Origin of the sequence: Chromobacterium vaccinii, from assembly GCF_000971335.1 — a bacterium.
Lineage (GTDB): Bacteria > Pseudomonadota > Gammaproteobacteria > Burkholderiales > Chromobacteriaceae > Chromobacterium > Chromobacterium vaccinii.
The window spans coordinates 16,101-40,625 of sequence record NZ_JZJL01000044.1; the positions used below are offsets into that span (position 1 = coordinate 16,101).

At 60.6% G+C, this 24,525-nt stretch carries 20 protein-coding genes; 18 read left to right on the forward strand and 2 right to left on the reverse strand.

Going from position 1 to position 24,525, the window contains the following annotated elements:
- The first annotated feature begins 4 nt into the window (after nucleotides 1-4).
- From VL52_RS18290 to VL52_RS18355, 14 genes are all read left to right on the forward strand, one after another.
- Nucleotides 5-1,078, forward strand: a complete 1,074-nt coding sequence (locus VL52_RS18290; RefSeq protein ID WP_046158380.1) for an NAD-dependent epimerase/dehydratase family protein — start codon at nucleotides 5-7, stop codon at nucleotides 1,076-1,078.
- Between the two features lie 93 nt (nucleotides 1,079-1,171).
- Nucleotides 1,172-4,729: a glycosyltransferase gene (locus tag VL52_RS18295; RefSeq protein WP_046158381.1), complete on the forward strand. Its 3,558-nt coding sequence runs from the start codon at nucleotides 1,172-1,174 to the stop codon at nucleotides 4,727-4,729.
- A 190-nt stretch (nucleotides 4,730-4,919) separates the two neighbouring features.
- Nucleotides 4,920-6,674, forward strand: coding sequence for a B12-binding domain-containing radical SAM protein (locus VL52_RS18300; protein ID WP_235429329.1), 1,755 nt, complete (start codon nucleotides 4,920-4,922; stop codon nucleotides 6,672-6,674).
- A gap of 208 nt (nucleotides 6,675-6,882) precedes the next feature.
- A complete protein-coding gene (locus tag VL52_RS18305; protein WP_235429330.1) occupies nucleotides 6,883-10,737 on the forward strand; it encodes a glycosyltransferase in 3,855 nt (1,284 codons plus the stop codon).
- A 184-nt stretch (nucleotides 10,738-10,921) separates the two neighbouring features.
- Complete coding sequence (locus tag VL52_RS18310; RefSeq protein ID WP_046158382.1) at nucleotides 10,922-11,770, forward strand: flagellin N-terminal helical domain-containing protein; 849 nt, start codon at nucleotides 10,922-10,924, stop codon at nucleotides 11,768-11,770.
- A gap of 198 nt (nucleotides 11,771-11,968) precedes the next feature.
- Entirely contained in the window at nucleotides 11,969-12,817 is an 849-nt protein-coding gene (locus VL52_RS18315; RefSeq protein ID WP_046158383.1) for a flagellin N-terminal helical domain-containing protein, read from the forward strand.
- Nucleotides 12,818-12,892: 75 nt separating this feature from the next.
- A complete protein-coding gene (locus VL52_RS18320; protein ID WP_031295495.1) occupies nucleotides 12,893-13,318 on the forward strand; it encodes a flagellar protein FlaG in 426 nt (141 codons plus the stop codon).
- A gap of 37 nt (nucleotides 13,319-13,355) precedes the next feature.
- Entirely contained in the window at nucleotides 13,356-14,726 is a 1,371-nt protein-coding gene (gene fliD / locus VL52_RS18325) for a flagellar filament capping protein FliD (protein ID WP_046158384.1), read from the forward strand.
- Between the two features lie 73 nt (nucleotides 14,727-14,799).
- Nucleotides 14,800-15,219: a flagellar export chaperone FliS gene (gene fliS / locus VL52_RS18330; protein WP_046158385.1), complete on the forward strand. Its 420-nt coding sequence runs from the start codon at nucleotides 14,800-14,802 to the stop codon at nucleotides 15,217-15,219.
- Nucleotides 15,220-15,224: 5 nt separating this feature from the next.
- Nucleotides 15,225-15,560, forward strand: coding sequence for a flagellar protein FliT (locus VL52_RS18335; RefSeq protein ID WP_046158386.1), 336 nt, complete (start codon nucleotides 15,225-15,227; stop codon nucleotides 15,558-15,560).
- Nucleotides 15,561-15,657: 97 nt separating this feature from the next.
- Nucleotides 15,658-16,011, forward strand: a complete 354-nt coding sequence (locus tag VL52_RS18340; RefSeq protein WP_046158387.1) for a DUF2802 domain-containing protein — start codon at nucleotides 15,658-15,660, stop codon at nucleotides 16,009-16,011.
- Nucleotides 16,008-17,072, forward strand: a complete 1,065-nt coding sequence (gene fliK / locus VL52_RS18345) for a flagellar hook-length control protein FliK (protein WP_052729393.1) — start codon at nucleotides 16,008-16,010, stop codon at nucleotides 17,070-17,072. Before VL52_RS18340 ends, fliK begins: the two co-directional genes overlap by 4 nt.
- Nucleotides 17,056-17,391 (forward strand): EscU/YscU/HrcU family type III secretion system export apparatus switch protein, encoded by a 336-nt coding sequence (locus VL52_RS18350; RefSeq protein ID WP_046158388.1) that lies wholly within the window; start codon nucleotides 17,056-17,058, stop codon nucleotides 17,389-17,391. Before fliK ends, VL52_RS18350 begins: the two co-directional genes overlap by 17 nt.
- A 69-nt stretch (nucleotides 17,392-17,460) precedes the next feature.
- Entirely contained in the window at nucleotides 17,461-18,327 is an 867-nt protein-coding gene (locus VL52_RS18355) for an NAD(P)-dependent oxidoreductase (protein WP_046158389.1), read from the forward strand.
- Between the two features lie 67 nt (nucleotides 18,328-18,394).
- On the opposite strand, the gene VL52_RS18360 is transcribed toward VL52_RS18355, so the two are convergent.
- A complete protein-coding gene (locus VL52_RS18360) occupies nucleotides 18,395-18,664 on the reverse strand; it encodes an HU family DNA-binding protein (protein WP_021475323.1) in 270 nt (89 codons plus the stop codon).
- Between VL52_RS18360 and VL52_RS24765 the strand changes: the two genes are divergently transcribed.
- From VL52_RS24765 to VL52_RS18370, 3 genes are all read left to right on the forward strand, one after another.
- A complete protein-coding gene (locus tag VL52_RS24765; protein ID WP_144410318.1) occupies nucleotides 18,663-18,896 on the forward strand; it encodes a hypothetical protein in 234 nt (77 codons plus the stop codon). The genes VL52_RS18360 and VL52_RS24765 overlap by 2 nt on opposite strands.
- Before the next feature lie 63 nt (nucleotides 18,897-18,959).
- The gene (locus tag VL52_RS18365) at nucleotides 18,960-19,166 is read left to right on the forward strand and encodes a DUF3761 domain-containing protein (protein WP_021475322.1); all 207 of its coding nucleotides are present in this window, start codon (nucleotides 18,960-18,962) and stop codon (nucleotides 19,164-19,166) included.
- A gap of 117 nt (nucleotides 19,167-19,283) precedes the next feature.
- The gene (locus VL52_RS18370) at nucleotides 19,284-19,742 is read left to right on the forward strand and encodes a hypothetical protein (protein ID WP_144410319.1); all 459 of its coding nucleotides are present in this window, start codon (nucleotides 19,284-19,286) and stop codon (nucleotides 19,740-19,742) included.
- A 67-nt stretch (nucleotides 19,743-19,809) separates the two neighbouring features.
- On the opposite strand, the gene VL52_RS18375 is transcribed toward VL52_RS18370, so the two are convergent.
- Nucleotides 19,810-21,438 (reverse strand): methyl-accepting chemotaxis protein, encoded by a 1,629-nt coding sequence (locus tag VL52_RS18375; protein ID WP_046158391.1) that lies wholly within the window; start codon nucleotides 21,436-21,438, stop codon nucleotides 19,810-19,812.
- 730 nt (nucleotides 21,439-22,168) lie between these two features.
- Between VL52_RS18375 and VL52_RS18380 the strand changes: the two genes are divergently transcribed.
- Nucleotides 22,169-23,773, forward strand: coding sequence for a B12-binding domain-containing radical SAM protein (locus VL52_RS18380; RefSeq protein WP_052729394.1), 1,605 nt, complete (start codon nucleotides 22,169-22,171; stop codon nucleotides 23,771-23,773).
- Nucleotides 23,774-24,525 lie beyond the last annotated feature (752 nt).

Sequence of the window (24,525 nt, forward strand, 5' to 3'; positions counted from 1 at the left end):
CCGGATGGCAGCCGTCAGCCCGGCCGCCCGGCCGCGTCGCACGCTGAACGACGATCTGGACGCCATCCTCGCGCGCAAGCCCGAGGTGTGGGAAAACCTGCGCGGCGCGTCGCTGTTCGTCAGCGGCGGCACCGGTTGGTTCGGCCGCTGGCTGCTGGAGGCCATCGTCCACGCCAATGCCCGGCTGAAGACCGATATCCGCGTGCTGGCGCTCAGCCGCGATCCGGACGCGTTCGCGCGGCAGGCGCCGCATTTGGCCGCTAACCCGGCCATCCGCTTCCATGTCGGCGACGTGCGCGATTTCGCGTTTCCCGCGCAACGCTTCACCCACGTCATTCACGCGGCCACCACTTCCGCTCATGAAACCTTTAATGGCGAAAGCCCATTGAACAAGTTCGACACCCTGGTGGCCGGCACCCGGCGCGTGCTGGATTTCGCGGCGGAGGCCGGCGTCGGGCATTTCCTGTTCACCAGCTCCGGTGCCGCTTACGGCCCGTCGCCGCGCGGCCTGCCGCTGCGGGAGGACGATCCGGTCGCGCCAGACACGATGGACCCGGACACCGCGCTGGGCCAGGCCAAGCGCGCTGCGGAGTTCCTGTGCGCCGCCTACGCGCGGCGCCATGGCTGGCAATTGAGCGTCGCCCGCTGTTTTGCTTTCGTCGGCCCCTTCATGCCGCTGGACATCCATTATGCGATCGGCAATTTCATCCGGTGCGCGTTGCGGGGAGAGCCTATCATCATCAATGGGGACGGCTCTCCGGCGCGTTCCTACCTGTATATGGGCGATCTGGCGGCATGGCTGATGATGTTGCTGCAGCGCAAAGGGGAGGCAGCGGTCTTCAACGTTGGATCGGATCGCATCGTCACCATCGCGGAGTTGGCGCATCTGGTGCGCGACCGTCTGAATCCGGGCATCGAGGTGCGGATCCTCGGCCGCCCGGACGCCAGCGTCGGCAACCCGGTGCGCAGCCTCTATGTGCCGGACATCGGCCGGGCGCGGACGGAATTGGGCCTTGATGCATGGACATCGCTGGACGACGCCATCCGATTTTCGGCGGATGCGTTTCTACAAGCATGACCCCGCAAGTCTGGCTGCGTTTTCCGGCTAGCGTTCTGGAGCCAGGCGGCCGCGGCGGGGCTCGGCGCAAGGAATACACGAAAGCAAGAAAATATGCAGATCGAGAAAAAATTCTACAACGAGAAGCACCGGCCTTATTACATCTGCGCGCCAGGCTATACGCGGACTTCCAACGGCGTCCGCGCCATGCACCTGCTGTGCCATTACTTGAACAAGCTGGGCGAGGAGGCGTATGTCTTTTCGCCGGAGACCAATCCCAAGCTCAGGACGCCCTACCTGACCCCGGACATCGTCGAGCGCCACAAGACGACCAAACTGTCTCCCATCGTGGTCTATCCCGAGGTGGTGCACGGCAACCCGCTCAACGCCAGCGCGGTGGTGCGCTACATCCTCAACCATCCCGGCCTGCTTGGCGGCCCCAAGGATTATCCGTCGTCGGACATGCTGGTTTTCTGGCATCAGGACTATGTCGATTTTGCCAAGTACTCCGATCCGTCCTACGTTTTCATCCCCTCCATCGATACCGGCATCTTCAATAACGACGACAACCATCACGATGCCGATCGGCACCTGACGCTGGTTTATCCCGGCCGCTACAAGCATGCGGAGCGGGAATTCCCCGAGCTGTTCAAGGACTCCACCGTCATCACCTACGACTGGCCGCAAAGCCATGAGGAGCTGGCGGCGCTGCTGAGGCAGGGCAAGGTGGTGTACACCTTCGCCAACTCCGCGATCATTTCCGAGGCGCTGCTGTGCGGTTGCCCGGTGGTGATCAAGGAGACGGTGTATTCCAAGAAGCCGGAGGAGCGCGCCGGGGTGGCCCTGGGCCTGGCCTTGCCGGGGGTGACCTTCGAGGATACGCCGGAAGCCATTGCCGCGGCGCACGCCAAGGCTCTGGAATACCAGCAGGTCTATCACCAATACCAGCTCGACCTGCTGAATCAGCTTGAAATCTTCATCGACAGATCGCAGAAACTGCCGCAAAGCGCGATGAACGAAGTGGTGTGTCCTTCGTTCCAGGCGGCCGCGGCGCCGAGCGCGGAAGAGGCGAGCTACGATGCCTGGATCGCCAGGCATGCGTTGAAGCCTGCCGCCGCCCAACTGCACGCGGAGCGGATGGTCCACAGCTGGGGCGGCCAGCCGCACTTCATCATTCTGATGCCGGTGACGTCCGACCGCTGGCCGGACGCGATCAAATCGATCAATGCGCTGAAGCAGCAGCTGTACAAGCATTGGCAGCTGATTTTCGTCGCCGATTTCGACGAGCCCAGCGCGGTGTTCCAGTATTCCGACGTTCTGGGCTGGCTGCGCATAGACAATGTGCGCGACGCCAACCAGCTGACCCAGGCGTACGCGGCGGTGCTGGGCGCGCTGCCGAGCGACTGGATAGGCATCCTGCCGGTAGGGGCGGAGCTGGAGCCGCAGGCCCTGCTGTCGCTTGGCGACCACGCCGCCTTGTATCCGGAGTGGCAGGCCATCTACAGCGACAGCGATGTCATCGCTGCCGACGGCAAGCGCAGCCAGCCGGCGTTCAAGCCGGATTTCAATCTGGATCTGCTGCGCGGCTTCGACTATGTCGGTCCTGGCGTCTGGCTCCGGAGCGAAGCGCTGCAGGATGTCGGCGCTTTCGCCGAGGCTCCCGGCGCGGACGGCTACGATGCCCTGCTGCGGGTGCATGATCGTTATGGCGCGGCGGTCATCGGCCACATCTCAGACATGCTGCTGCATTTGCCGGCGGCGTCCGAGCCCGCCGAGACGGCTGCGCTGGAGCGCGCGCTGGCGGCCCACCTGTCGCGCCAGGGGCTCGACGCCGGCATCCAGCCGGGCGCGGTTCCCGGCACCCGCCGCATCCGCTACGCGGCGCCGGAGAGGGCCAAGCTGTCCATCGTGGCGGCGGATGCCGGCGGCGGTTTCCATCTTGCCCCTTGCGTCGAGGCGTTGCTGGCAGGCCTGAATGGTTTCCCATGCGAGATACTCGCCGTGGCCCCGGCGGCGGATCTGCCGGATTCCGCCAAGCTGCTGCCCTGCGATCCGTCGCTGAGCCTGGCCGCGCGCTACCAGTTGGGCGCGGAGGCGGCGAGCGGCGATTACCTGCTGTTCGTGGACAGCCGGGTGGAGATCGCGCAACCGGGCGCGATCGCCGCGCTGCTCGGCCTGGCGGCGCGGCCCGAAGTCGGCGCGGTCGCGCCGCGGCTGTTGCGGCCGAACGGCGCGGAAATCTGGCGCGGACCGCTGTTGCTGGGGGCGGAGGAAGGCGCGGCCACGGTGTTCGATGGCGCCGCCGAGTCTGGCGCGGGCCATCTGAACCGGCAGGCGGTGGAGCACAACCCGGGCGGCCTGCTGCTGGACTGCTTGATGATGGGCCGGTCGTTCTACCAGCAGATCGGCGGCATCGACGTCTCGCTGCCGGATGTTTTCAACGCGGCCGTCGATCTGGGGCTCAAAGTCCGGGCGGCGGGCAAGTGGCTGGTGTGGACGCCTTTCGTTTCCGCGGGCCGGCAGGCGGATATCGACGCGCCGGCGGCGACCGCCGTCTGCGACGCGGATGCCATTTCCCAGCTCTGGCAAGGCTGGCTGGCGCAGGATTCTTCCCATAATCGCCACCTGGCCCTGACAGGCGGGCAGGCCTTCCAGCTTGATAACGTGTTTTCCCCGGAGTGGGATACCGATTTCCATGAGCGGACGCGAGTGTTGGCGCTGCCGGGAGAGTCGCAGGCCGGCGCGAGGCGTCTCTGCGCGCCGTTGGGGCGTCTGGAGGAAGACAACCAGTGCCTGGCGACGAGGTTTCCCGCCGCGCAGCGCATGCCGGGTCCAGGGGAGATGGAGAGGCTGGCGCCGGATGTGCTGTTGCAGACCGTGCGCTTCGATCCGGCTTTCCTGGCGTGGCAGCGCCGGCAGAGGCGGAGCCGGCCCGGCATGCTGTCGATTCTGGCGCTGGATGGCCTGGATTGCGGGCCAGACATGACGGTCCGCTATGGCTTGGCCCATTTGCGGGCCCTGGCGGGAGAGGTGGACAGGATCATCGTACCCACCGAGTCGTTGCGCGAGATGGTCGGCAGCTTCGCCCAGGACGTGCGTCTGGTGCCGGATGGGTTGGACGAGGCGCGTTGGGAGAATCTGCAGTCGTTGCGCCGCATCGGCAAGAAGCCCAGGGTCGGCTGGACCGGAACCCATGGCGAAGCCGCGGATCTGCTGCTGCTCAGCGGCCTCATCCTGGCGACGGCCGGGGAGATCGACTGGGTCGTATTGGGCGACTGCCCCGATGTGCTCAAGTCTTGCCTGGCGGAACACCATCCGTTTGATCTGTCCGGCGACGATTATCCGGCCAAGCTGGCCAGCCTGAGCCTGGACTTGGCGGTGCTGCCCAAGACCGCCGTGCTGGTCAATGAGGTGGCCAGCCCCTTGCGTCTGCTCGAGTACGGCGCGCTCGGCATACCGGTGGTCTGCAGCGCGGTGGGTGAATGGGGCCGCACGCCGGCGCCGGCGGCAAAGGTGGAGAATGACACCGCGTGCTGGGGCCGCGCGCTGCGCGAATGGGCGGGCGATCCGGAGGCATCGGCCAGGGCGGGAGACGAATTGCGGGCCTGGGTGCGGGAAAATGGCCTGCTGGGTCGATATTTGTCCTCATGGCAGCAGGCCATCGGCCGATAAAGCGTTATGCGGCATCGTTCCATCCCGCTCAGCGCGGGCAGGTGGATGGCGGTGCGATCGTTTGGATAGATGAGGCGGGGCCCGAGCGATAGGGGCCCGCAGCCGGTTTTCGTGAAATCGTTAGCGTTGCAGATGAATGGCGAGTCCGGCGCAGGGCGCCAGGATCAGACCGTTGATCGGGGAGGGTGGGATGAAGAAACTGCTGTTTGTCGTGCCCATGCACATTTCCTGGGACTCGTTTACCAAACCCGAGTACTACAATGTGCAGCTGGCCAAAGGCGATGGGAAGGTTTACAACATTCCCCGCACCGATTTGCCCTTGGGACCGCTGTCCATCTCCGCGTACTTGAAGAAATTCCTGTCGCTGGACGTGAAGCTTATCGATTTCAACGCCGAGGTGAACGCGCTCGATGCGGTGCCCTTCGATTGTTTCGAGGCCTTGTGCCGGCACTTCTTCCAGCAGATCAAGGATTTCCAGCCCGATTTCGTCGGCATCTCCTCGCTGTTCAGCCCGTCCTTTCCCAATTTCATGGATTGCGGCAGGGTGGCGAAGGAGGTCTGGCCGGACAGCATCGTGGTCGGCGGCGGCAACATCCCCACCAACAGTTACGAGCAGATCTACCGCGACATGGGCTGCACTTTCTTCGACGGCCTCTGCTTCGGCGAGGGCGAGAAGCCGATGTTGCATTTGCTGGAGTCGGACGATCCGCGCGGCTTCCTGGCCAACTCGGATGCCTGGATCACCCGGGGCAAGGTGATGGGCGAGGCGCTGTTCGCGCCCAAGCACGACTTCATCGACGATCTGGATGAAATCCCGTTCTTCGATTACGACCTGTGCGATATCGACAAGCACGAGATCAATCAGGTGGTGGCGTCCTACCACAATCTGGACAAGACCCGCGGCTTTCACGTGATGACCTCGCGCGGCTGCCCCTTCCTTTGCACCTTCTGCGCCTCGCACCGCACCCATGGCCGCTCGATGCGCTACCACTCGCTGGCGCGCGTGCAGGAGGACTTCACCCGCCTGGTGGAGAAGTACGACGCGGCGACGGTCATCTTCCAGGACGACCACCTGATGGCCGATTCGGACCGGGTGTACAAGATCCTGGAGATCGTGAAATCGCTGAAGCTGCAATCGGTGTACCAGAACGGCCTGACGCTGTACGCGCTGGACCGTCCGATGCTGGAGGCCTTCTGGGACGCCGGCGTCCGCCACCTGGTGCTGCCGGTGGAAAGCGGCAGCGAGAAGGTGCTGAAGAAGCAGATGAGAAAGCCCTTGAAGATGAAGATTTCCGAGAGGGTGGCCAGGGACTGCCGCGACCTCGGCATCTACACCAACACCAATATCCTGATCGGCATGCCGGGCGAGACCAAGGAAGATCTGGAGGAGGCGCGACGCAATCTGCGCGAGATCGCCTCCAACTGGTTCAACATCGCCTGCGCCAGCCCCATCGTCGGCAGCGAGATCCACGACATCTCCAAGGAGAAGGGCTACATCAAGATCAACGATCTGGGTTCCGACTACCGGACGGCGGTCATCAATACCGAAGACTTCAGCGCCGAGTTCATCCAGGAATACCAGTACTTCATGAATTTGGATCTCAATTTTGTCCATAACTACGACATCCGCTGCGGCAACTACGCCTGGGCGGAGCGCGGGCTGAAGAACGTGCTGCGTCTGAAGAGCGACCATGCGTTCGCCCATTATTACCTGGCGAAGTGCTACCGCGAGTGGGGGCGGGCAGGGGAGGCCGAGCTTCACTATGCCAGTTATCTGGAATCGATCCAGACGCCGTTCTGGGGACGCTGGGCATGGATCTTCGGCCTGGAGGGCGTCAATCCGGCCGACTGGTCGACGGAGCATTACGGCCTGTTGGCGGAAGTCCTGGTCTCTCCGGCCATGGCGGATGCCGACGACGCCCAGATCATCGCGGCTTCCGCTTGAGCCAACCCGGTCTGCTGACCGGACCCATGGAGCGAAACTGCTGGAAATGAGCGGTTTCGCTCCATGTTTTGCCTTATGGCCCGCAAGGAGGGATGGCCGCCCCCGGTGGCTGACGGCGCGGTCCGGCCGCGATCTGTTATGCTGTTTGGAGTGGCCGGATTCATTCATTTCCTAGCGAGCCTCAGCCATGAAATCACAGGAAAATAACGTGGAAAAACAACCCCGCAAGCCGCGCATTGGCGTTCTGACCCGAGACCTGCAGGACGCAGCCTGCTTCAAGCTGCGGCTGGGCGATCCGCTCCGCCTGATGTCGCCGGTGCTGGATGCCCATCTTTTCCGCAATCAAGTTGAGTACAGCTTCGAGGGTGATTATCCATTCAAGGATGATCAGGATTTTGTGGACTCGATGGACATGTTCGTCGTCCAGCGGCTGTTCCCCTACCCGGAATTCAGGCCGGTGCTGGAGATGATCGTCGAGTCCGGCAAACCCTTGGTCTACGAAACGGACGACTGGCTGCTGGACACGCCCGAGCAGCACGTGATGTACAACTTGTGCCAGCCGGCGTTCGACGGCATCGAATGGCTGTTGCCCAAGTGTTCGCTGGTGACCGTGTCGACCGAGGCGCTGGTCGAGAAGGTGAAGCCCTACAACGACAAGATTTTCGTCTTCCAGAATTGCCTGGCGTCGGAACGCCTGGTGGAGCCTATGCCGCACAGCGGCCAGATCACCATCGGCTTCGCCGGCACCAGCACCCACGGCAAGGACGTGGAAATGGTGTCCGCCGCGTTGAAGCGGATTTATCACGAGTACGCCGGCCAGGTGAAATTCGTGTTCTGGGGCGATGTGCCCCCGGACTTCGTCGGCATCAAGGATGTGCGCAAGGTGGCGGAATTCGTCACTTACAACGAATACCTGGCGGAGCTGGCCAAGCTCAAGATCGATATCGGCATCGCCCCGCTGGTGCGCAGCGAGTTCAACGACTTCAAATCCGACATCAAGTGGCTGGAGTACGCGGTGGTCGGCGCGGCGGCGGTCGTGTCCGAGGTCCCGCCATATGCGGATCTGAAGGACAGCGGCCTGGCGGTGGTGGCGGAGAATACCGAAGACGGATGGGTGACCGGGGTCAGCAAGCTGATCGACGATCCGGAGTTGCGCGTCCGTCAGGCGGAGGCCGCCCGCCGCCATGTGCTGGACAAGCGCTTGCTGGAACAGCGGGTCGGCGATCTGCTGGCCCGGTACGCCGAATTGTTGCCGGATGGCCTCAAAGTCCAGATGCCGGCCCAGTTCGGCCATATCATCCAATACGATCTGGGCGAAAACGACATCGACGGCTCGAAGGCCTACCGGCGCTTGGTGAAGCGCCGCCAACTGCGGGAAGTGCACGCGGAGCAGCTTGCCGAGCGCATGATGCTGGCCTGGAAGCAGGTGCCGATGTTCAACCTGATCGTTCTGGCGCCTGGCAACCGCCTGGCGCGGCTGTCGGAAACGTTTTCCGCGATGGAGGACGTGCTGTACCGGAACTGGCGGCTGATCGTGATTTCCGACACGCCGGAACCCGACCCGATTTTCAGCAGCAATCCCCAGCTCGCCTGGCTGCAGCTAGATAGCCTGGAGAACGACCAGCAGGTGGTGGATGTCATCAACAGCGTGATCGCCGATGTGCCGTCCGACTGGGTCATGCTATTGCCCGCGGGCGCGCGCTTGCAGCCCAACGCGCTCGCGCGTCTGGGAGAGGAAATTCACATCCATCCGGAATACGGCGCCATTTATTGCGATCATGACGTGGTCTCGCCGATGGGCAGGCGCTTTCGTCCGGCTTTCCTGCCGGACTTCTCGCCCGATTACCTGCGTTCCATGGACTACACCAGCTACGCGGTGGCGTTCAACCGGGAAACGCTGGCCAAGCTCGGCGGCATGCAAGCCTACCCGCGCGCGCATTGCTACGATGCGCTGCTGCGCGTGTACGAGCGCTGGGACCGCGGCGCGATCGGCCATGTCGACGACGTGCTGGTATCCCTGCCCTGGGTGGACTCCAAGAGCGACCGCCTGGGCAACGCCTCCCGACGGGTGGCGCTTGAGAGCCATATCAATCGTTGCGGTCTGCCGGCGTCGGTGGATGAGGGGCTGGTGCCGGGCACCTTCTATTACCAGTACCAGTTGCTGGCCTCGCCGCTGGTGTCGGTGATCATTCCGAGCAAGGACAAGCTGGAATGCCTGGAGCCCTGCCTGGCCGGCTTGTTCGGCACCACGGCGTACCAGAATTTCGAAGTGCTGATCGTCGACAACGGCTCGGAAGACCAGGAAACCTTCGAGTTCTACGAGCGAATCCAGGCCAGCCATCCGGGCCGGATCCGCATCCTGGCCTATGATGCGCCGTTCAACTTCTCTGCCCAGTGCAATCTCGGCGCGCGCGAGGCGCGCGGCGAATACCTGCTGCTGCTGAACAATGACACCGAAGTGGTGTTTCCGCATTGGTTGGAGCGCTTGCTGGCGACCGCGCAGCAGCCGGGCGTCGGCGCGGTGGGCGCGCGCCTGTTGTATCCGGAGATCGGCCGCGTGCAGCATGCCGGCATCGTGCTGGGCATGCCCGGCGGGATGTATTCGGTGGCCGACCACATCTTCGAAGACATGGATTACCTGTTCCCGGGCTACCTGAACCGCAGCCTGACCATGCAGAACTATTCCGCCGTCACCGCAGCCTGCCTGCTGGTGGAGAAACAGATCTACGAGCTCGTGGGCGGAATGGACGAGGAGAAGCTGCAGGTCTGCTTCAACGATGTCGATTTCTGCCTGAAGGTCCAGGCGGCCGGCCTTCGCAACGTCTACAACCCGTTCGTGGTGCTGTACCACCACCACGCCAAGAGCATAGGCCGCGTCACCACCGATCCGCGCCCCGCATTGAAGGCGGCGGTGCGCGAGCGAGAGGAGATGGAGGTGATGCTGGCGCGCTGGCTGCCGGTGCTGGCGAACGATCCCGGCTTCAACCGCCACCTGTCGCTGCGCAACAAACGCGGCTTGATCGAATCTGACCGCATCGTCGCCTGGGACGCGAAGCTGCCGGGCCGCAAGCGGGTGCTGGGCGTGCCGGTGCCGGGCGGCAGCGGCGAATACCGTTTGAGCCAGCCGCTGTCGGTGCTGCAGGAAAAAGGCAAACTGGATGGCGAGATCCACCAGCCGTCCGCCGGCATTCCCACCGTGGTGGAACTGGCCCGCCAGGCGCCGAATACGGTGTTGCTGCATACCGGCATCAGCGATTATCTCTATGAGACGATGGATGCCTACCGCAAGTACATTCCGGATCTGCGCATCGTGTTCGGCCTGGACGACCTGGTGGGCGGCGTGCCGGAGAAAAGCAGCCTGTACGACCACTGGTCCCGCCACTACCCCGACGCGAAGCAACGCCTTCGCCGGGTGTTGAAGTTGTGCGACGCTGCGGTGGTGTCCACCCAGCCTCTGGCCGATTTCATCCAGAACATGGTGGGCGAGGTGGTCATCGCGCCGAACCGGCTGCGCAGAAGCGTGTGGGGCGACCTGAAGTCCGAGCGCCGCGCCGGCAAGAAGCCCAGAGTCGGTTGGGTGGGCGCTGGCCAGCACCGCGGCGATCTGGAGCTGATCCACGAGGTGATCCTCGCCACTTACAAGGAAGTGGACTGGGTGTTCATGGGCATGTGCCTGCCGCAGTTCCGTCCCTATGTGGCCGAGATGCACCATGCGGTGCCCTTCGCCGATTATGCCGCGAAAGTGGCCAGCCTGAACCTGGATCTGGCGGTGGCGCCGCTGGAGCTCAACCCTTTCAACGAGGCGAAGAGCAATCTCCGGCTGCTGGAGTACGGCGTGCTGGGTTGGCCGGTGGTGTGCACCGACATTTATCCGTATCAGACCAATGACGCGCCGGTATGCCGCCTGCCCAATCGGGCAGACGTCTGGATCGAGGCCATCCGCGCGCGGGTGCATGATCTGGACGCGCTGGCGAAGGAGGGCGATGCGCTGAAGGCCTGGTTCGATAAAGACTACTGGCTGGAGGACCATTACGAGGAATGGTTCCGCGTGCTGCATGGTTGAGCGCTAGCCGAGTCACCGGATGACGTTAAGCCCCGGGTATGCACCCGGGGTTTTTCTTTCCAAAGGAGATAGTCTGCATTTTTGGTAATTTTGCCATTTTCATCAACGTTTCCCCGCCGGGGCCGATCAAGTTGGCAACAGGCAATTATTTTGGTAGCCCGCTGGGCTGATAAGGGGAACGAAAATGGCAATTACCGTCAATACCAATATTTCATCGCTGCAGGCCCAGCTGAACCTGAACGGCTCTCAGGCGTCGTTGTCCAAATCGCTGGCCCGCTTGTCTTCCGGCCTGCGCGTCAACAGCGCCAAGGACGACGCCGCCGGTCTGGCGATTTCGCAGACGCTGACTTCGGCCATTCGCGGCAACAACCAGGCGATCAGCAATGCCAACGACGGTATTTCCGTAGGTCAGACCGCTGAAGGCGCGCTGGGCCAGATCGCCAACAACCTGCAGCGTATCCGCGAAATCGCGGTGCAGTCCTCCAACGCCTCGGTGAGTAACACCAACCGTTCGCAGCTGCAAAACGAAGTGGACCAGCTGACCCAGGAAATCTCGCGTATCGTGCAGACCACCCAGTTCAACGGCACTCAGCTGTTGTCCGGCAGCGCGGTGTTGACTTTCCAGGTGGGTTCGTCCGGCGCCAGCAGCAACCAGGTATCGGTTTCGTCGCAGGATATGACCTCCGCTGGCGTGCTGTGCAGCTACAGCTCGGCGCTGACGGCCACCGGCACGATCAACATCACCACTCAGTCGGGCGCCTCAGCCATTCTGTCGTCGCTGGATTCGGACATCGCGGAAATTTCAACGGTGCGTTCCACCTGGGGTTCGGTGCAGAACCGGTTTGACGCGGTCGTGGCCAACCTGCAGAACTACGTGCAAAACCTGACTGCGGCCAACAGCCGAATCATGGATGTGGACTTCGCCTCGGAAACGGCCAACCTGACCAAGAACCAGATTCTGCAACAGGCGGGCAGCTCGATTCTGAAGCAGGCCAACTCCCTGCCTCAGGCCGCCCTGACGCTGCTGCAGTAAGCGCGTTTGAAGGTGCCTGGCCGCAGCCTGTTCGTCAGGCTGCGGTGGATGGGTGGACTGGAAGCCTGGCGATGAGGATGAAGGAGTTGATGGTGTTGATGTGAAAATTCACATGCTGGCCATAAAGTTCAGACCTCCTCGGTCGATAAGTTGTGTAAGCAAGCTGTTTTGCCCACACAAAGCACCAGGAGAGTCACCATGGCTATTACCGTCAACACCAATGTATCCTCGCTGCAGGCGCAGCTGAATTTGAACAACTCGCAGATGTCGCTGACCAAGTCGCTGCAACGTCTGTCTTCCGGCCTGCGCGTCAACAGCGCCAAGGACGACGCCGCCGGTCTGGCGATTTCGCAGACGCTGACCTCGGCCATCCGCGGCAACAACCAAGCGATCAGCAACGCCAACGACGGTATTTCCGTAGGTCAGACCGCTGAAGGCGCGCTGGGCCAGATCGCCAACAACCTGCAGCGTATCCGCGAAATCGCGGTGCAGTCCTCCAACGCCTCGGTGAGCAACACCAACCGTTCGCAGCTGCAAAACGAAGTGGACCAGCTGACCCAGGAAATCTCGCGTATCGTGCAAACCACCCAGTTCAACGGCACCCAGCTGTTGTCCGGTAGCGCGGTGCTGACTTTCCAAGTGGGCTCGTCCGGTGCCAGCAGCAACCAGGTTTCGATTTCGTCGCAGGATATGACCTCCGCGGGCGTGCTGTGCAGCTACAGCTCGGCGCTGACGGCCACCGGCACGATCAACATCACCACGCAGTCGGGCGCCTCGGCCATTCTGTCGTCGCTGGATTCGGACATCGCGGAAATTTCGACGGTGCGTTCCACCTGGGGTTCGGTGCAAAACCGGTTTGACGCGGTGGTGGCCAACCTGCAGAACTACGTGCAAAACCTGACTGCGGCCAATAGCCGGATCGTGGATGTGGACTTTGCTTCGGAAACGGCTAACCTGACTAAGAACCAGATTCTGCAACAGGCTGGCGCGTCTATCCTGAAACAAGCGAATACTCTGCCCCAGGCAGCTCTGACGCTGCTGCAATAACAGTAGTACACTGATGGTAAAGCCAGTCACAGCTCCGGTTGGGCAACCGGAGCTGTGGCCATGAGGAGCGTAATCATGCAAATCCCTTCCATATTATCGCCAGCCGCGCCGACGACGGCCGCTCCGGTACCCCGTCAGCAGTTGGTAGAGTTGAACCAGGCATCATCCAATGACCAGAGCCAGCCCGTTCTGGCCGATACGACGCAAGCTGTTGCCGCGGCTGGGCAGAGCCAGCAGCAGCAGTCCACTGCGGACTCGCAGCAGAAGCAGCAATCGTTGAGCAAGCAGTTGCAGGATTCCGTCAGCCAGCTCAACAACACGGCGGCGCTTTACAGCAGTTCCTTGCAGTTTTCCGTCGACAAAGACACCGGATCCACGGTGGTGAAGGTGGTCGACAAGGAGAACAACAAGGTCATTCGTCAGATTCCGTCCGAAGAGGCGTTGCGCATCGCCAAGGCGATCGGCGACTTCAAGGGCCTATTGCTGAAGGACAAAGCCTGATCTATTTGTCCCGATGCGGCGATAACATGGGGATAACATGACAGCCATTACCAGTTCCGTGGGCGCATTGGATGTACAGGGCATCGTCAGCCAGTTGATGATGATCGAGCGGCAGCCTCTGAACGCGAGTCAGAAGCGGGCCGACCAATACAATACCCAGCTCAGTACGGTAGGCAAGCTAAGCTCCTCCCTGTCTGCATTGCAGACGGCTTTGTCCAGCTTGTCTTCCGGTCGTTTCCTGCAGGTATTCAAGGCGTCGGTCAGCGATGCTTCGATGGGCGCCGTGACCGCGACCAGCGGCGGCAGCCCCGGCACCTATCAGATCAAGGTCGACAATCTGGCCAGCAGCCGGCAACTGGTGTTCGACCAGTCGGGCGGCGCCTCGATCAAAGATCCCAAAGCGGCTGTCAGCGGCGCGCCGGACACGATTTCGTTTCAGATCAACGGCAAGACCCAGACCGTCAAATTGCGCGACAATCCGGGCGACGCGGTTTCTCTGCAGACGATCAACGACAAGATCAATGCGGCCGGCATCGGTGTCAACGCCACGGTTGTCCAGAACAATGGCGAATACAAGCTGGTGTTGAATTCCGCGTCATCCGGCACCGACAACGAGTTCAAGATCGTCTCAGGCACCGGCAGCAGCGACTCGAACTCCACGACGGGCTCCACGCTGGCGGGGTTGTCGCAGAGCGCTGCCGCAGGGACTGAATCCCGCAATGCGGGCAATGCCAAGCTGACGGTGAATGGCGTCGCGATCACGGCGGGCAGCAACAAGGTGTCCAGCGCAGTGCCTGGGGTCGACATCGATTTGTACAAGGCCGGCGAGTTCACAGTTTCGATGTCGCCGGACAGCGCGGGGGTGGGCAAGAACCTGCAGTCTTTCGTCGACGCTTACAATCAGGTGGTTGGCGACGTGAAGGCCGCCCGCGGCGGCGTGTTGAAAGGCAGCGCGTCGGTGCTGGATATACAGAGCCGGCTGCAGCAGGTATTGAGTACGCCGGTGGCGGGTGTGGACCCGGTAAAATCCTACGCTTTCTTGGCTCAGGTCGGCATGTCCTTGCAGAAGGATGGCACGCTGAAATTGGATCAGACGGCCTTCAACGATGCGCTGCAGAAAGACAAGCAGGCGGTGACCAATCTGTTCGGCAACAGTGCGAATACCGGTTTCGCCCAACGTTTCAATAACGAAATCAACAGCATGCTCGGACCGAGCGGAGTGATTGAAACCAGCAAATCGACCATCAGGTCGAAGGTCAGCACAGAAACCCAGTTGCAGAGTTCTTTGCAGGCGCGCCTGGATACCAAGCAATCGCAGTTGCTGCAGCAGTACACGAATTTGAACAAGACTTTGACGCAAATGCAGTCGGGCTCCAACAGCCTGTTCAATATGATTTCCAGCAGATAAGTTGAAAATGGGCGGACGTCTTTGCGGATCGTCCGCCCGCAATATTTGAAGGTGACCCATGCTGAATTCTCGGATGCTTAAGCAGTTCAATCAGGCGTACGCCAACGACGCCTTGAAGACTGCCGTGTATGGGGCGAGTCCGGTCGGAATCGTTGTGATGCTGTACGAGGGTGCGATCAAGGCCCTGGCTTCGGCGGCCGTGGCGATTGATGGCGGTCGTTTTGAGGAAAAGGCCCGGATGATCAGCAAGACGGTTGATATTCTGGAGGGCCTGCGCGTCGCGTTGGAATTGGATCAGGCTTCCGATGCCGCATCCAATCTGAATGATCTGTACCTGTATATGAAACTCAGGCTGGCCAAGGCCAGCCTTAAGAATGACAAAGAAATTCTGGCGGAGGTGAAAGGCTTGCTGGAAACCATTCTTCCGGCTTGGCAGCAAGTGGACCGGAGCGGCGCGGCGCAACAGCAGGCGGCCGGCCAGAGCGGGGAGTGACGGCGATGGCGGGACCCAGGGCAAAGCGCGGCCTGCCGGCTTTGATCGACGAGCTGGAGCCTTTGAGCAGGCAGATGCTGGAGGCGGTGTCCAAGCGCGATCATCCGCGGTTCACGGAGCTGCACGGGCGGAGCGAGTCCGGCGTGCTGCAATTGCTGAAGCAGCTGGAGTCGGAGGAAGCGCGTAGCAGTCTGAGCGAAGAGCAGCGCGAGACCTTGCGCAGGGTTCTCATCGTGCGTGAAGAAACCCAGCGCCAGCTGGCCAACTGGGCTGGCCAGGTCAAGAGCGAGCTGCGCACGCTCAGCCAGAGTTCCAAGCTTCGCCGCCAGTACAAGGGATGAGCGCGGGCAGCATTCAAGCGCCGGGTTTTGGCTTGGGTTGCGCCGCATTTCGCCATACACTTAAGTCAGTGTGGATCTCACCCTAGGGGCAATCTCCATGTCCGGCGCCTTCTTTCCTTACCTGATGGTCTTATTGTGGCTCGCGTTGGCGGCGGTGGTCGCCTATTTGTACAGCCGGCTGCAGAGACTGGAAAGCAAGCGCGACAGCGTCACTTCTCTGTATCTGGATCAATTGCAGCAGCAGATCAGCGCTTTGCAGCGCGATGTTTCCCGCCTGCAGTCGAGAGCGGAGAACCGCAATCACAGCGATCCGGGATTGAGTCCGTACAATCAGGCGATCGAGATGATCCGGCAAGGGCTGACCGCTTCCGAAGTGGCGTCGCGTTGCGGTATTTCCCGCAGCGAGGCGGAGTTGATCGTATCCCTTTACCGTAATAGCCCGACTTCATGATTCCATCGCTGCCCACCAATCTTCCCGTCAATACGCAGGGTTCGGCGCCGACCGCCAATCCGCTGAGAACCTCGATAGACGGCTCCCGGCTGCTGGAGGCTCTCAGCCAGCCGTCCAAGCTGCCGTCGCTTATGGTGGGTGAACTGCTGACCGCCAAGGTAGCGGATCAGCTGGGCAATAATCAGTTGGCTGTGCTGATCAAGAACGCGCTGTTCACGCTCAGCCTCCCGCAAGGGGCCAATCCTTCCGGCGATACCCTCAATCTGAAGGTGGTGTCGCTGCAGCCGTCGCTGACCTTCGCTTTGCTGGACAGCGGCAAGGATGGCGCCGCCGCCGCGCCGCAGGATGGCTCGGTCGCAGTCAAGCTCAGCCAGGCATCCCGTTACCTGACCGCGTTGCTTACGTCTTCCGAGTCGGCGACTCCGGATGCGGCAGGCTCTTCCGCTCGGGCTGCCGGCAAGCCCTTGCAACTGGATGTTGCCCAGCAGGCGCCGGCGCAGGTGGCCAAGCAGCTGCAGCAGGACGTCAAGCAGAGCGGCCTGTTTTACGAATCTCATTTGAAGGACTTCAGCAACGGCCAGCACCCGTTGGAGCATCTGAAGCTTGAGCCGCAGGCCAAGCTGAGCGTGCCTTTGCATATTTTGGACGATGACCAGAAAAGCAGCCAGCTCAAGCCGCAGATGCAGGAGCTGGGCAGCTTGGTGCAACGCCAGCTGGATGGCCTGGAGAGCCGAACGATGCAGTTTCAGGGCCTGGCTTGGCCGGGGCAGCCGATGCAGCTGCAGATCGAGCAGGAAAAGGCCGAGAACGAGAGGCAAGGCAGCGGGGAGGAGGAGATTCCAGTGTGGAACACCAGCCTGTCGCTGGAATTGCCATCTTTGGGCGGCATGGGTGTCCGGTTGAGGATGGTGGGACAGTCGGTGCAAGTGATGTTCAGCGCCGATGAAGGGGAAACCGGACAGATGATACAGCGCAACGCGGCCCGTTTGCAGAGCGGCATGGCCGCCGCGGGTCTGAATCTGGCCAGCCTGGTAGTGAAGCAGCATGAATCAGCAGAATGACGACAAGCGCCGCTCGGCGGTCGCCCTGTCCTATCGGGAGGGCCAGCATTCGCCGCGGGTGGTGGCCAAGGGTTATGGCCAGATGGCCCAGCGCATCATCGATTGCGCGCAGGAGGCCGGCGTGTTCGTCCACGATTCGCCTGAACTGGTGTCGCTGTTGATGCAAGTCGACCTGGACAAGCATATTCCTCCCGAGCTGTACCGCGCCGTCGCCGAAATCCTGGCTTTCATCTATTACCTGGAACGCCAGGCCGGGGGCAAGGACACGGCGTTCGAAGACTGGTCGGCCGGACGCCGCGAACCTGCCGGCAATCCCTGAGCGCCTCTGGCGCCGTCATCGACAATCCCCTATCCTCGTCCGATCGCTGTTTTTCTATCGGAGAGCGGAATGCGCATTGGTTATATCGGTCTGGGCATCATGGGGCGTCCCTGCGTCCTCAATCTGTTGAAGGCGGGTTTTGACGTCAGCGTGTGGGCGCGCAAGCGGCAGAGCGCGGACGACGTGTTGGCGGCCGGCGCAGCCTGGGCGGCCAGTCCGGCCGAATTGGCTGGCCAGGTGGACGTGCTGGTGACCAATGTCTCGGACACCGCCGATGTCGAGGCGGTGCTGCTGGGAGAGCAGGGCGCGGCGAATGGCGCCCGGCCAGGCCTGGTATGCGTCGACATGAGCACCATCGCGCCCAATGGCGCGCGCCGCATCGCCGCCGCGCTTGAGAAACAGGGTATCGATTTCTTGGATTGCCCGGTGTCCGGCGGTGAGGTCGGCGCGGTCAACGGCACGCTGACCATCATGGTTGGAGGCAAGGCCGAGGCGCTTGAAAAAGCGCGTCCGGCGCTGCAGGCGATGGGCCAGACCATCACCCACATCGGCGCCAGCGGCGCCGGTCAGGTGGCGAAGGCTTGCAATCAAATCGCGGTGGCGGTCGGCGTGGCCGCGGTCGCCGAGATCGTCAAGCTGGCGAAGGCCTGCGACGTGGATCCCGGCCCGGTGCGGGCCGCGTTGATGGGCGGTTTCGCCCAGAGCAGGGTGCTGGATGTCCATGGCCAGCGGATGATAGACGACAACTACGCGCCGGGCTTCAAGGCCAAGCTGCACGCCAAGGATATGCATATCGTGATCGATACCGCGCGCGAGCAGGGCATCAGCCTGCCGGCGGCGGAGCGCACGATGCAGCTGATAGACCAGTTGGTGGCGCAGGGCGACGGCGAGCTGGACTCGTCGGCCATCGCCAGATTGATCTGGCAGCAGAACTGACTTTCACGCTTGCACGCAAAAAGGGCCGCGATATCGCGGCCCTTTTCATATCCGGGTCATGCTCGCATCAGGCGATGCGGTCTTTCAGCTGTTTGCTGGCGACGAAGGAAACCTTGCGCTTGGCGGCGATCTGGATGGTTTCGCCGGTCTTCGGGTTGCGGCCGGTGCGGGCGGAGGTTTCCTTTACCTTGAACTTGCCGGCCACGATGCTGATCTCGCCGTTGCTGGCCAGGGTGTCCAGCAGCACTTCGTCGAAAGCGCCCAGAACGCGCAGCACATCGGCTTTGGTCAGGCCGGACTTGTCGGAGAGAAGGGCAATCAGTTCGGCTTTGGTCATGGCGATGAATCTTTCAAGAGTAGTAAAACCTCATTTTCTGCGATTTTACGCTGCGAATAAAGGTAAAAAAGAAGGGCCGGCTTGTAAATGTCCATCCCATATCCTTGGCCGTGGCATGGCCGCCGCAAGAAAAGGAGCGTTTCTATCTGATTTTCCATGGATTATCATGCTCGAGATAGTTTGGTTAAGTTTTGAATGCCGTGTTTGCGGCATGGAATCTCAAGGAGCGTGAATGTTGGCAGCAGCGAGAATCGCCGTGTTGGCGACAGTATTGGCCTTATCCTGGCAGCCAGCCATGGCCAAGCGAGTGGCGGGGTCCAGCAATCTGGTGACCGAAGACAGCTACGTCAATCATGATGGCGTGCGGGTGCATAAACCCATCCACGCCAAAAGCAAGCCGGCCAACGCCACCGCCCGCTGCCGAGATGGCAGCTACAGCTTCAGCACCCACCATCGAGGCACCTGTTCCGGCCATCGAGGCGTGGCGGAATGGTATCGCTGATGGCGGGGTGCGGTATTGAAATGGCGGTTGTTCGAGTCTTTGTCTGGTAAGGAATTTTCTGGGATATCCCATATCAAAGTAGTTCACCGATCCGGACGCGGGATGGAGGAGTGAGCGATGAGATCGATGAGATCGATCAGTTGCTTATTGTGCGTGGCGCTCGCGCTGGCGGGACCGGCTGCGTGGTCTGCGCCTGGCGGGCATGGCGGTGGCCATGGGCAGGGCGAGGGCAATGGCGCGGCCCACGCGGGAATGGGGGCGACGGATGCGGCCTCAAGCAAGCGCGTCCCGGACAAGCTGGCCAGTGATTCCCGGCTGTCCGCCAGCTTGGCCGCGAAGTTGCCGCCGGGCACCGATGTGCAGCAAGCCGCCGCCGGCTTCCGCAATCTGGGCAGCTTCGTGGCGGCGGTCCACGTCAGCAGCAATCTAGGCATTCCCTTCGGCGAACTCAAAGGCAAGATGATGTCCGGTGATTCATTGGGCCAGGCCATTCATGCGTTGAAGCCGGGAGTGGATGCCGACGCGGCTGCTCGTCAGGCGCGAAGCCAGGCGCGGGCGCAACTAGCGGCGCGCTGACCGAGCGGTCAATTCGCTAGGCGGGGCTAGAGACCCGCCGCCGTTTTATCGCCTGCCGGACCTGCGCTCACAATTTGAAGCGGGCGGTGACATGCTGCAGATTCTGCGACAGGGAATTGAGCTCGCTCGAGGTAGTGGCCAGCTCCTCCACCGTCGCGCTGTTCTGTTCCGCCATCTGAGACACCTGCTCCATGTTCTGCGCCAGCGTCAAACTGGCCGCCCGTTGCTCCGCCAGGCTGGAGGTGATGCTGGCGATGGTGCCGACGATGGATTGGGTGCTGCTCTCGATTTCCTGCATCGAGCTGCTCGCCTCATTGGCGCTGCCCGAGACTGCCTCCACGCTGGTCAGGCTGCCCGCCATGCTGTCCACTACCCGGTGGGCGTTCTGCTGGATCGCTCCTATCATCTGGGTGATTTCCTGAGCCGAACTGGTGGTGCGCTCTGCAAGCTTCCGAACCTCGTCCGCCACCACGGCGAAGCCGCGGCCCATTTCTCCGGCGCGGGCGGCTTCGATCGCCGCGTTCAGGGCCAATAGATTGGTCTGGTCGGCCACGTCGCGGATCACGGTGACGATATTGCCGATGCGCTGCACTTCATCAGTCAGCGACCGCATCTGCACCGAGGTGCTGGAGACAGACTGCGTCACGGTGCCGATCTGGCCGACGGAGGCTTGCACATTGTGGCCGCCGCGGCTAGCCAGCTCCCCGGCGGCGCGCGCCTGGCCGGATGCCTGGTCGGCGTTGTCGGCGACGTGGTTGATGCTGACCGTCAATTGCTCGATGGTCGCGGCCGCCGAAGTGGTGGCTTCGGACTGGCGCTGCGCGCCGCCGGCCACTTCTTCCGACATGCTGGCCAATTCGCGGGCGGCGTTGGACACGTTGTGCGCGTTTTGCTGGATGTTGGACACGACTTCTCGCAGTCCCTTGCGCATGTCCTGGATGTCGCGGGCGATGGTGATCGCCTCATCGCGCGCGGCCGGCAGCGGCTCGTCGGCGCCGGACAGGTCCCCCTGTTTGATCTGATGCACCAGTTGCGCCGATCGGTGCAGCGGCGTGGTGATCTGGCGGGAGATGAACCATGCTGCCATCGCGCCCAGCGTCAGCGACAGCAACGCCACCGCAGTCATCAGGTTGCGGGCCTGGGCATAGCTGTCCTGGCCGTCCTGAACTGCTTTCTGCATTCTTTCTTCCTGGTATTGAGCCAGCTCTCGCAACGCTGCCATGAAGGCATTGTTGGCCGGGGCGAAATGCTGTTTCAGGAAAACATAGGCTTCGCCGTTTTTATTCGAGCGGGCCAATTGATACAAAGGCGCGTATTGCTGGCCCAGCACGGCGCGCGCCTGCTTTACTTTCTCCATCAGCTCATGGCCCCGCGGCGTCACCACGACCTTGTCCAGACTGCTCAGGTTTTCCGTATTTTTCGCGCGCAGGCTTTCCACCTGGGCGATTTCCGACTCTATCGTTTGCGGTTCGGTAGTGATGATGGCGTTGCGCACGCCGCGGCCGATATCCAAGGTGGTGATCGTGATGCGGTCGATCAGCATCACTTTGGGATAGCGATTCTCAATGATGTCTCGCGATTTCTGCTGAATGCCATCCATTTTGAACATCGCCACGATCACCACGGCCAACAGCATCATCAGCACTGAACCAAAGCCGATGAAGAGCTTCTGCCGGACTGTCAGTTGATAAAGCATTGTCCTTCTCCATGGTTTATTCATCTACATTAGGATGTGAAAAGCCATTTTCATATTAGGTGCTGAATGGCAGGACAACCGGTTTCCGGCATCTGTGGCTCCGGTGGCAAGACCGGGGCGTTGCCTGCGGGGAGCCTGGACTGGGGGCGGAGAGCGTTTGGTCTAGAACGAAGGATCCATGACGGCTTGTTTGGCTGTGGAAACGGCGTGCCGGCGTGCGATCTCTCTTCGTTTATGGATGCGCTGGGCATGCTCGAGCGTGGCGTAAGGCGAGCCAGGCCTGCAAGAGGCTGCCCGGCTTTGGTTTCGGGTGCCGCGAGTGATCGTCCAAGGGCAAGACCTTGCTGTCGTGTGGTAGGAGCGGCTTGAGATTGCCGGCTTGCCGCCGATATCCTTTAGGAAGCGTTGCAAGAATGCGTGAGCGTCCTTCGCCATGGCGCGTGTGGGGCTCGTTCTCGGTTGCGCAGTTGGGGCCTCTTGGCCACTGTTGAACCGGCTCGTACTTTTGCGGAGATTGGGCGTAATATCTGCCAAATCATGGTGATGTTGTAATAGGGCAATAAATGTGACATATGAGGGGCGTTGGCGACAATGTCGATGCCTAATATCGATGTAATCCTCTCATTGCAAGTTAGCGAGGTCAGTAATGTCTTCCAAGTGTTTATTGATTATCCCGCCTAACATCACCTTCGAGGCGTTTGTCAATCCGTCCGCAAACAGCAAATACTGGATGCACAAGAATGGACGGAAATATGGTGTTCTGATCACCGATGTTCCTCTCGGTGTCTTGACCATCAGCGCCTGGTTGAAAGATAGATGCAATGCCGAGGTTCAGGTTGTAGATTTCAATACGGAAATACATAAAACATGGGATAGCCCGGAGGCAAGCTCGTTCCATGACTGGTTTGAAGAGGTTTTCCTGTCTATAAAACAGTCTGGATTCGAGCCGGATTTGATAGGGTTTTCATCGCTTTTCATTACCGGCTATGACAACCTTTTGGCATTGGCTGCAGTCGCTAAAAAGATTTTCCCGGACGCATTCAGAATATGCGGCGGTAACTTGCCGACAACCATGTATCGAGAGCTTTTCTCCGATAGTCCGGATGCGTTTGATGCGCTCTGCTTTGGCGAAGGCGAGCTGCCTATTACAGAACTGATGGCGGCGGAAAACAAGGCTGATTATTGCAATGGCTCTGCTCAATGGATTACAAAAGAGAATCTGAAGCAGGGTACGATGTATCAGCATAACTTTATTTCTAATCTGGATGAGATTCCCGATTTGGATTATGACTGCATTGATCTGAAGGATTACCACCTTAATCCAACCATCAAGGCATACACTTCCATTGGTGATAGAACAAATTATATTACGTACATGGGGAGCAGAGGCTGTCCATTTCATTGCACATTCTGCGCCGCGCATACGGTGCATGGACGGAAAATGCGAAGCTTCACGATAGAGAGGATAGAGCGGGAGTTATTCGATCTATGTGAAAAGTATGCTCCCAATACGCTGGTTATCGAGGATGATATGTTTCTTTGGGACAAAGAATGGGCCGCCAGCGTTTTGAAAATCGCGCAAAAGCTGAATTTGACCTGTTTCTTCCCGAATGCGCTTGCATTGTATGCGCTGGATAGGCCCATGTTGGAGGAGTTGCATCGTACCGGCGTCAGGCAGTTGACGCTCGCAGTCGAGTCAGGCAGCGCAAGAGTGCTGAAGGAGGTAATGAGAAAGCCGCTGAAGCTGTCGATCACAAACCGGGTGGTCGAGGACTGCCGGGATTTGGGAATCTACACCGATTGCAACATCATCATCGGCATGCCTGGCGAAACATTGAATGACATCAACGATACCCGGGAATTCCTGCGCTCTCTGGATGCGAACTGGTATCGGATCAACGTTGCGACGCCATTGGCGGGCAGCGAGATGTACATAAATGCGGTCAAAAATGGGCAGATAAAAGGCGATATACGCATGGCGGGCTATAAGCGATGCGTAGTCGAAACTAAGGACTTTACTCCTGCGCAAATTGAGTCCATCGCTTATGACATCAATTTGGAAATGAATTTTCTGCGAAACTCCGATATCAAATACGGAAACTATGAGCGCGCATTGGAGACATTCGAGAATGTCTTGTTGTTGCGTAATGACCATGCTCTGGCGATGTATAAAATCATTGAGTGCAAGAGATTGATGGGCGTTGGGCCGATTGATGAGGAACTATGGACCCGGTTGGAGGACATGGTGCAAGCGACGCCCTTCTGGAGTAAATATTTTCAGGATCATGCCTTGGCGTTCCGGGATTGGACTGAGGCCGAGTTGAAAACAGGCTAGCGCAGGATATATAGGCGGGCGCCATGAGCCGTCCTTTCTGGAGAGAGGGCGGCTCTTGGCATTTTGGGTCCCCGATGTGAGTCATGAGCTCATGGCGATGGCAGGGAGGGGGAAGCGGCGTTGCGAAAACGCAGCCAAAGACCACTGCCATGGCAATGGCGCTCAAATCGCTACCAGGCTTTGATCCAGGCCTTGATCTGCTTGCTCATGTTCCACCTCGAATACTGAGTGGACGCCTCAAGCCCGCATCGCTGATGGAATGTCAAAAATCTGAACAGCGAATAGAGCGGGTGTACCCAAACGAGCCTGTGAAAAGTACTCTGGGCACATCCTTGGGTACACGGCAAGCGTGCGCTTTGTTGACACTCCATGACACGATTTGCAATGAATAAAGCCCCAACTGGCGGGGCTTTTGTGGTTTCGATGACACGCCGTGACGCGTCGTGAAAGCTTACTCGATTGGATCTGATTATTGAGTAGCAGCATCAAAGGCTTTCCAGTCAAGGATGTTGCTACTCGCGTTTTTGCATTGTGTACACCCATGTGTACACGCTAAAGCGGAGTGCTCGTCTTTTCCCGCTGCCATCTGGTCGCTCACGCTCGCCGTCCGCATCGGGGTGATTTACCCCGTTCAGGGTGATTCGCCCTGTTCAGGCTGTTTTGGCCTGTTCGTACCAAATCGGCCTGTTCGTACCGATTTGGTACGATGGTGGAAGTCGCCGATAACTCACACCAGCAGCAGACAAGCCAAA

Excerpts from the sequence above, each read along its gene's own strand:
- VL52_RS18380 (WP_052729394.1), top strand. The coding sequence starts at position 22,169 with ATGCACAAGAATGGACGGAAATATGGTGTTCTGATCACCGATGTTCCT.
- VL52_RS24765 (WP_144410318.1), top strand. The coding sequence starts at position 18,663 with ATGGCGATGAATCTTTCAAGAGTAGTAAAACCTCATTTTCTGCGATTT.
- VL52_RS18370 (WP_144410319.1), top strand. The coding sequence starts at position 19,284 with ATGAGATCGATGAGATCGATCAGTTGCTTATTGTGCGTGGCGCTCGCG.
- VL52_RS18340 (WP_046158387.1), top strand. The coding sequence starts at position 15,658 with ATGTCCGGCGCCTTCTTTCCTTACCTGATGGTCTTATTGTGGCTCGCG.
- VL52_RS18360 (WP_021475323.1), bottom strand. The coding sequence starts at position 18,664 with ATGACCAAAGCCGAACTGATTGCCCTTCTCTCCGACAAGTCCGGCCTG.
- VL52_RS18300 (WP_235429329.1), top strand. The coding sequence starts at position 4,920 with ATGAAGAAACTGCTGTTTGTCGTGCCCATGCACATTTCCTGGGACTCG.
- fliS (WP_046158385.1), top strand. The coding sequence starts at position 14,800 with ATGCTTAAGCAGTTCAATCAGGCGTACGCCAACGACGCCTTGAAGACT.
- VL52_RS18365 (WP_021475322.1), top strand. The coding sequence starts at position 18,960 with ATGGCCAAGCGAGTGGCGGGGTCCAGCAATCTGGTGACCGAAGACAGC.
- VL52_RS18335 (WP_046158386.1), top strand. The coding sequence starts at position 15,225 with ATGGCGGGACCCAGGGCAAAGCGCGGCCTGCCGGCTTTGATCGACGAG.
- VL52_RS18355 (WP_046158389.1), top strand. The coding sequence starts at position 17,461 with ATGCGCATTGGTTATATCGGTCTGGGCATCATGGGGCGTCCCTGCGTC.
- fliK (WP_052729393.1), top strand. The coding sequence starts at position 16,008 with ATGATTCCATCGCTGCCCACCAATCTTCCCGTCAATACGCAGGGTTCG.
- fliD (WP_046158384.1), top strand. The coding sequence starts at position 13,356 with ATGACAGCCATTACCAGTTCCGTGGGCGCATTGGATGTACAGGGCATC.
- VL52_RS18290 (WP_046158380.1), top strand. The coding sequence starts at position 5 with ATGGCAGCCGTCAGCCCGGCCGCCCGGCCGCGTCGCACGCTGAACGAC.
- VL52_RS18295 (WP_046158381.1), top strand. The coding sequence starts at position 1,172 with ATGCAGATCGAGAAAAAATTCTACAACGAGAAGCACCGGCCTTATTAC.
- VL52_RS18375 (WP_046158391.1), bottom strand. The coding sequence starts at position 21,438 with ATGCTTTATCAACTGACAGTCCGGCAGAAGCTCTTCATCGGCTTTGGT.
- VL52_RS18350 (WP_046158388.1), top strand. The coding sequence starts at position 17,056 with ATGAATCAGCAGAATGACGACAAGCGCCGCTCGGCGGTCGCCCTGTCC.
- VL52_RS18310 (WP_046158382.1), top strand. The coding sequence starts at position 10,922 with ATGGCAATTACCGTCAATACCAATATTTCATCGCTGCAGGCCCAGCTG.
- VL52_RS18320 (WP_031295495.1), top strand. The coding sequence starts at position 12,893 with ATGCAAATCCCTTCCATATTATCGCCAGCCGCGCCGACGACGGCCGCT.
- VL52_RS18315 (WP_046158383.1), top strand. The coding sequence starts at position 11,969 with ATGGCTATTACCGTCAACACCAATGTATCCTCGCTGCAGGCGCAGCTG.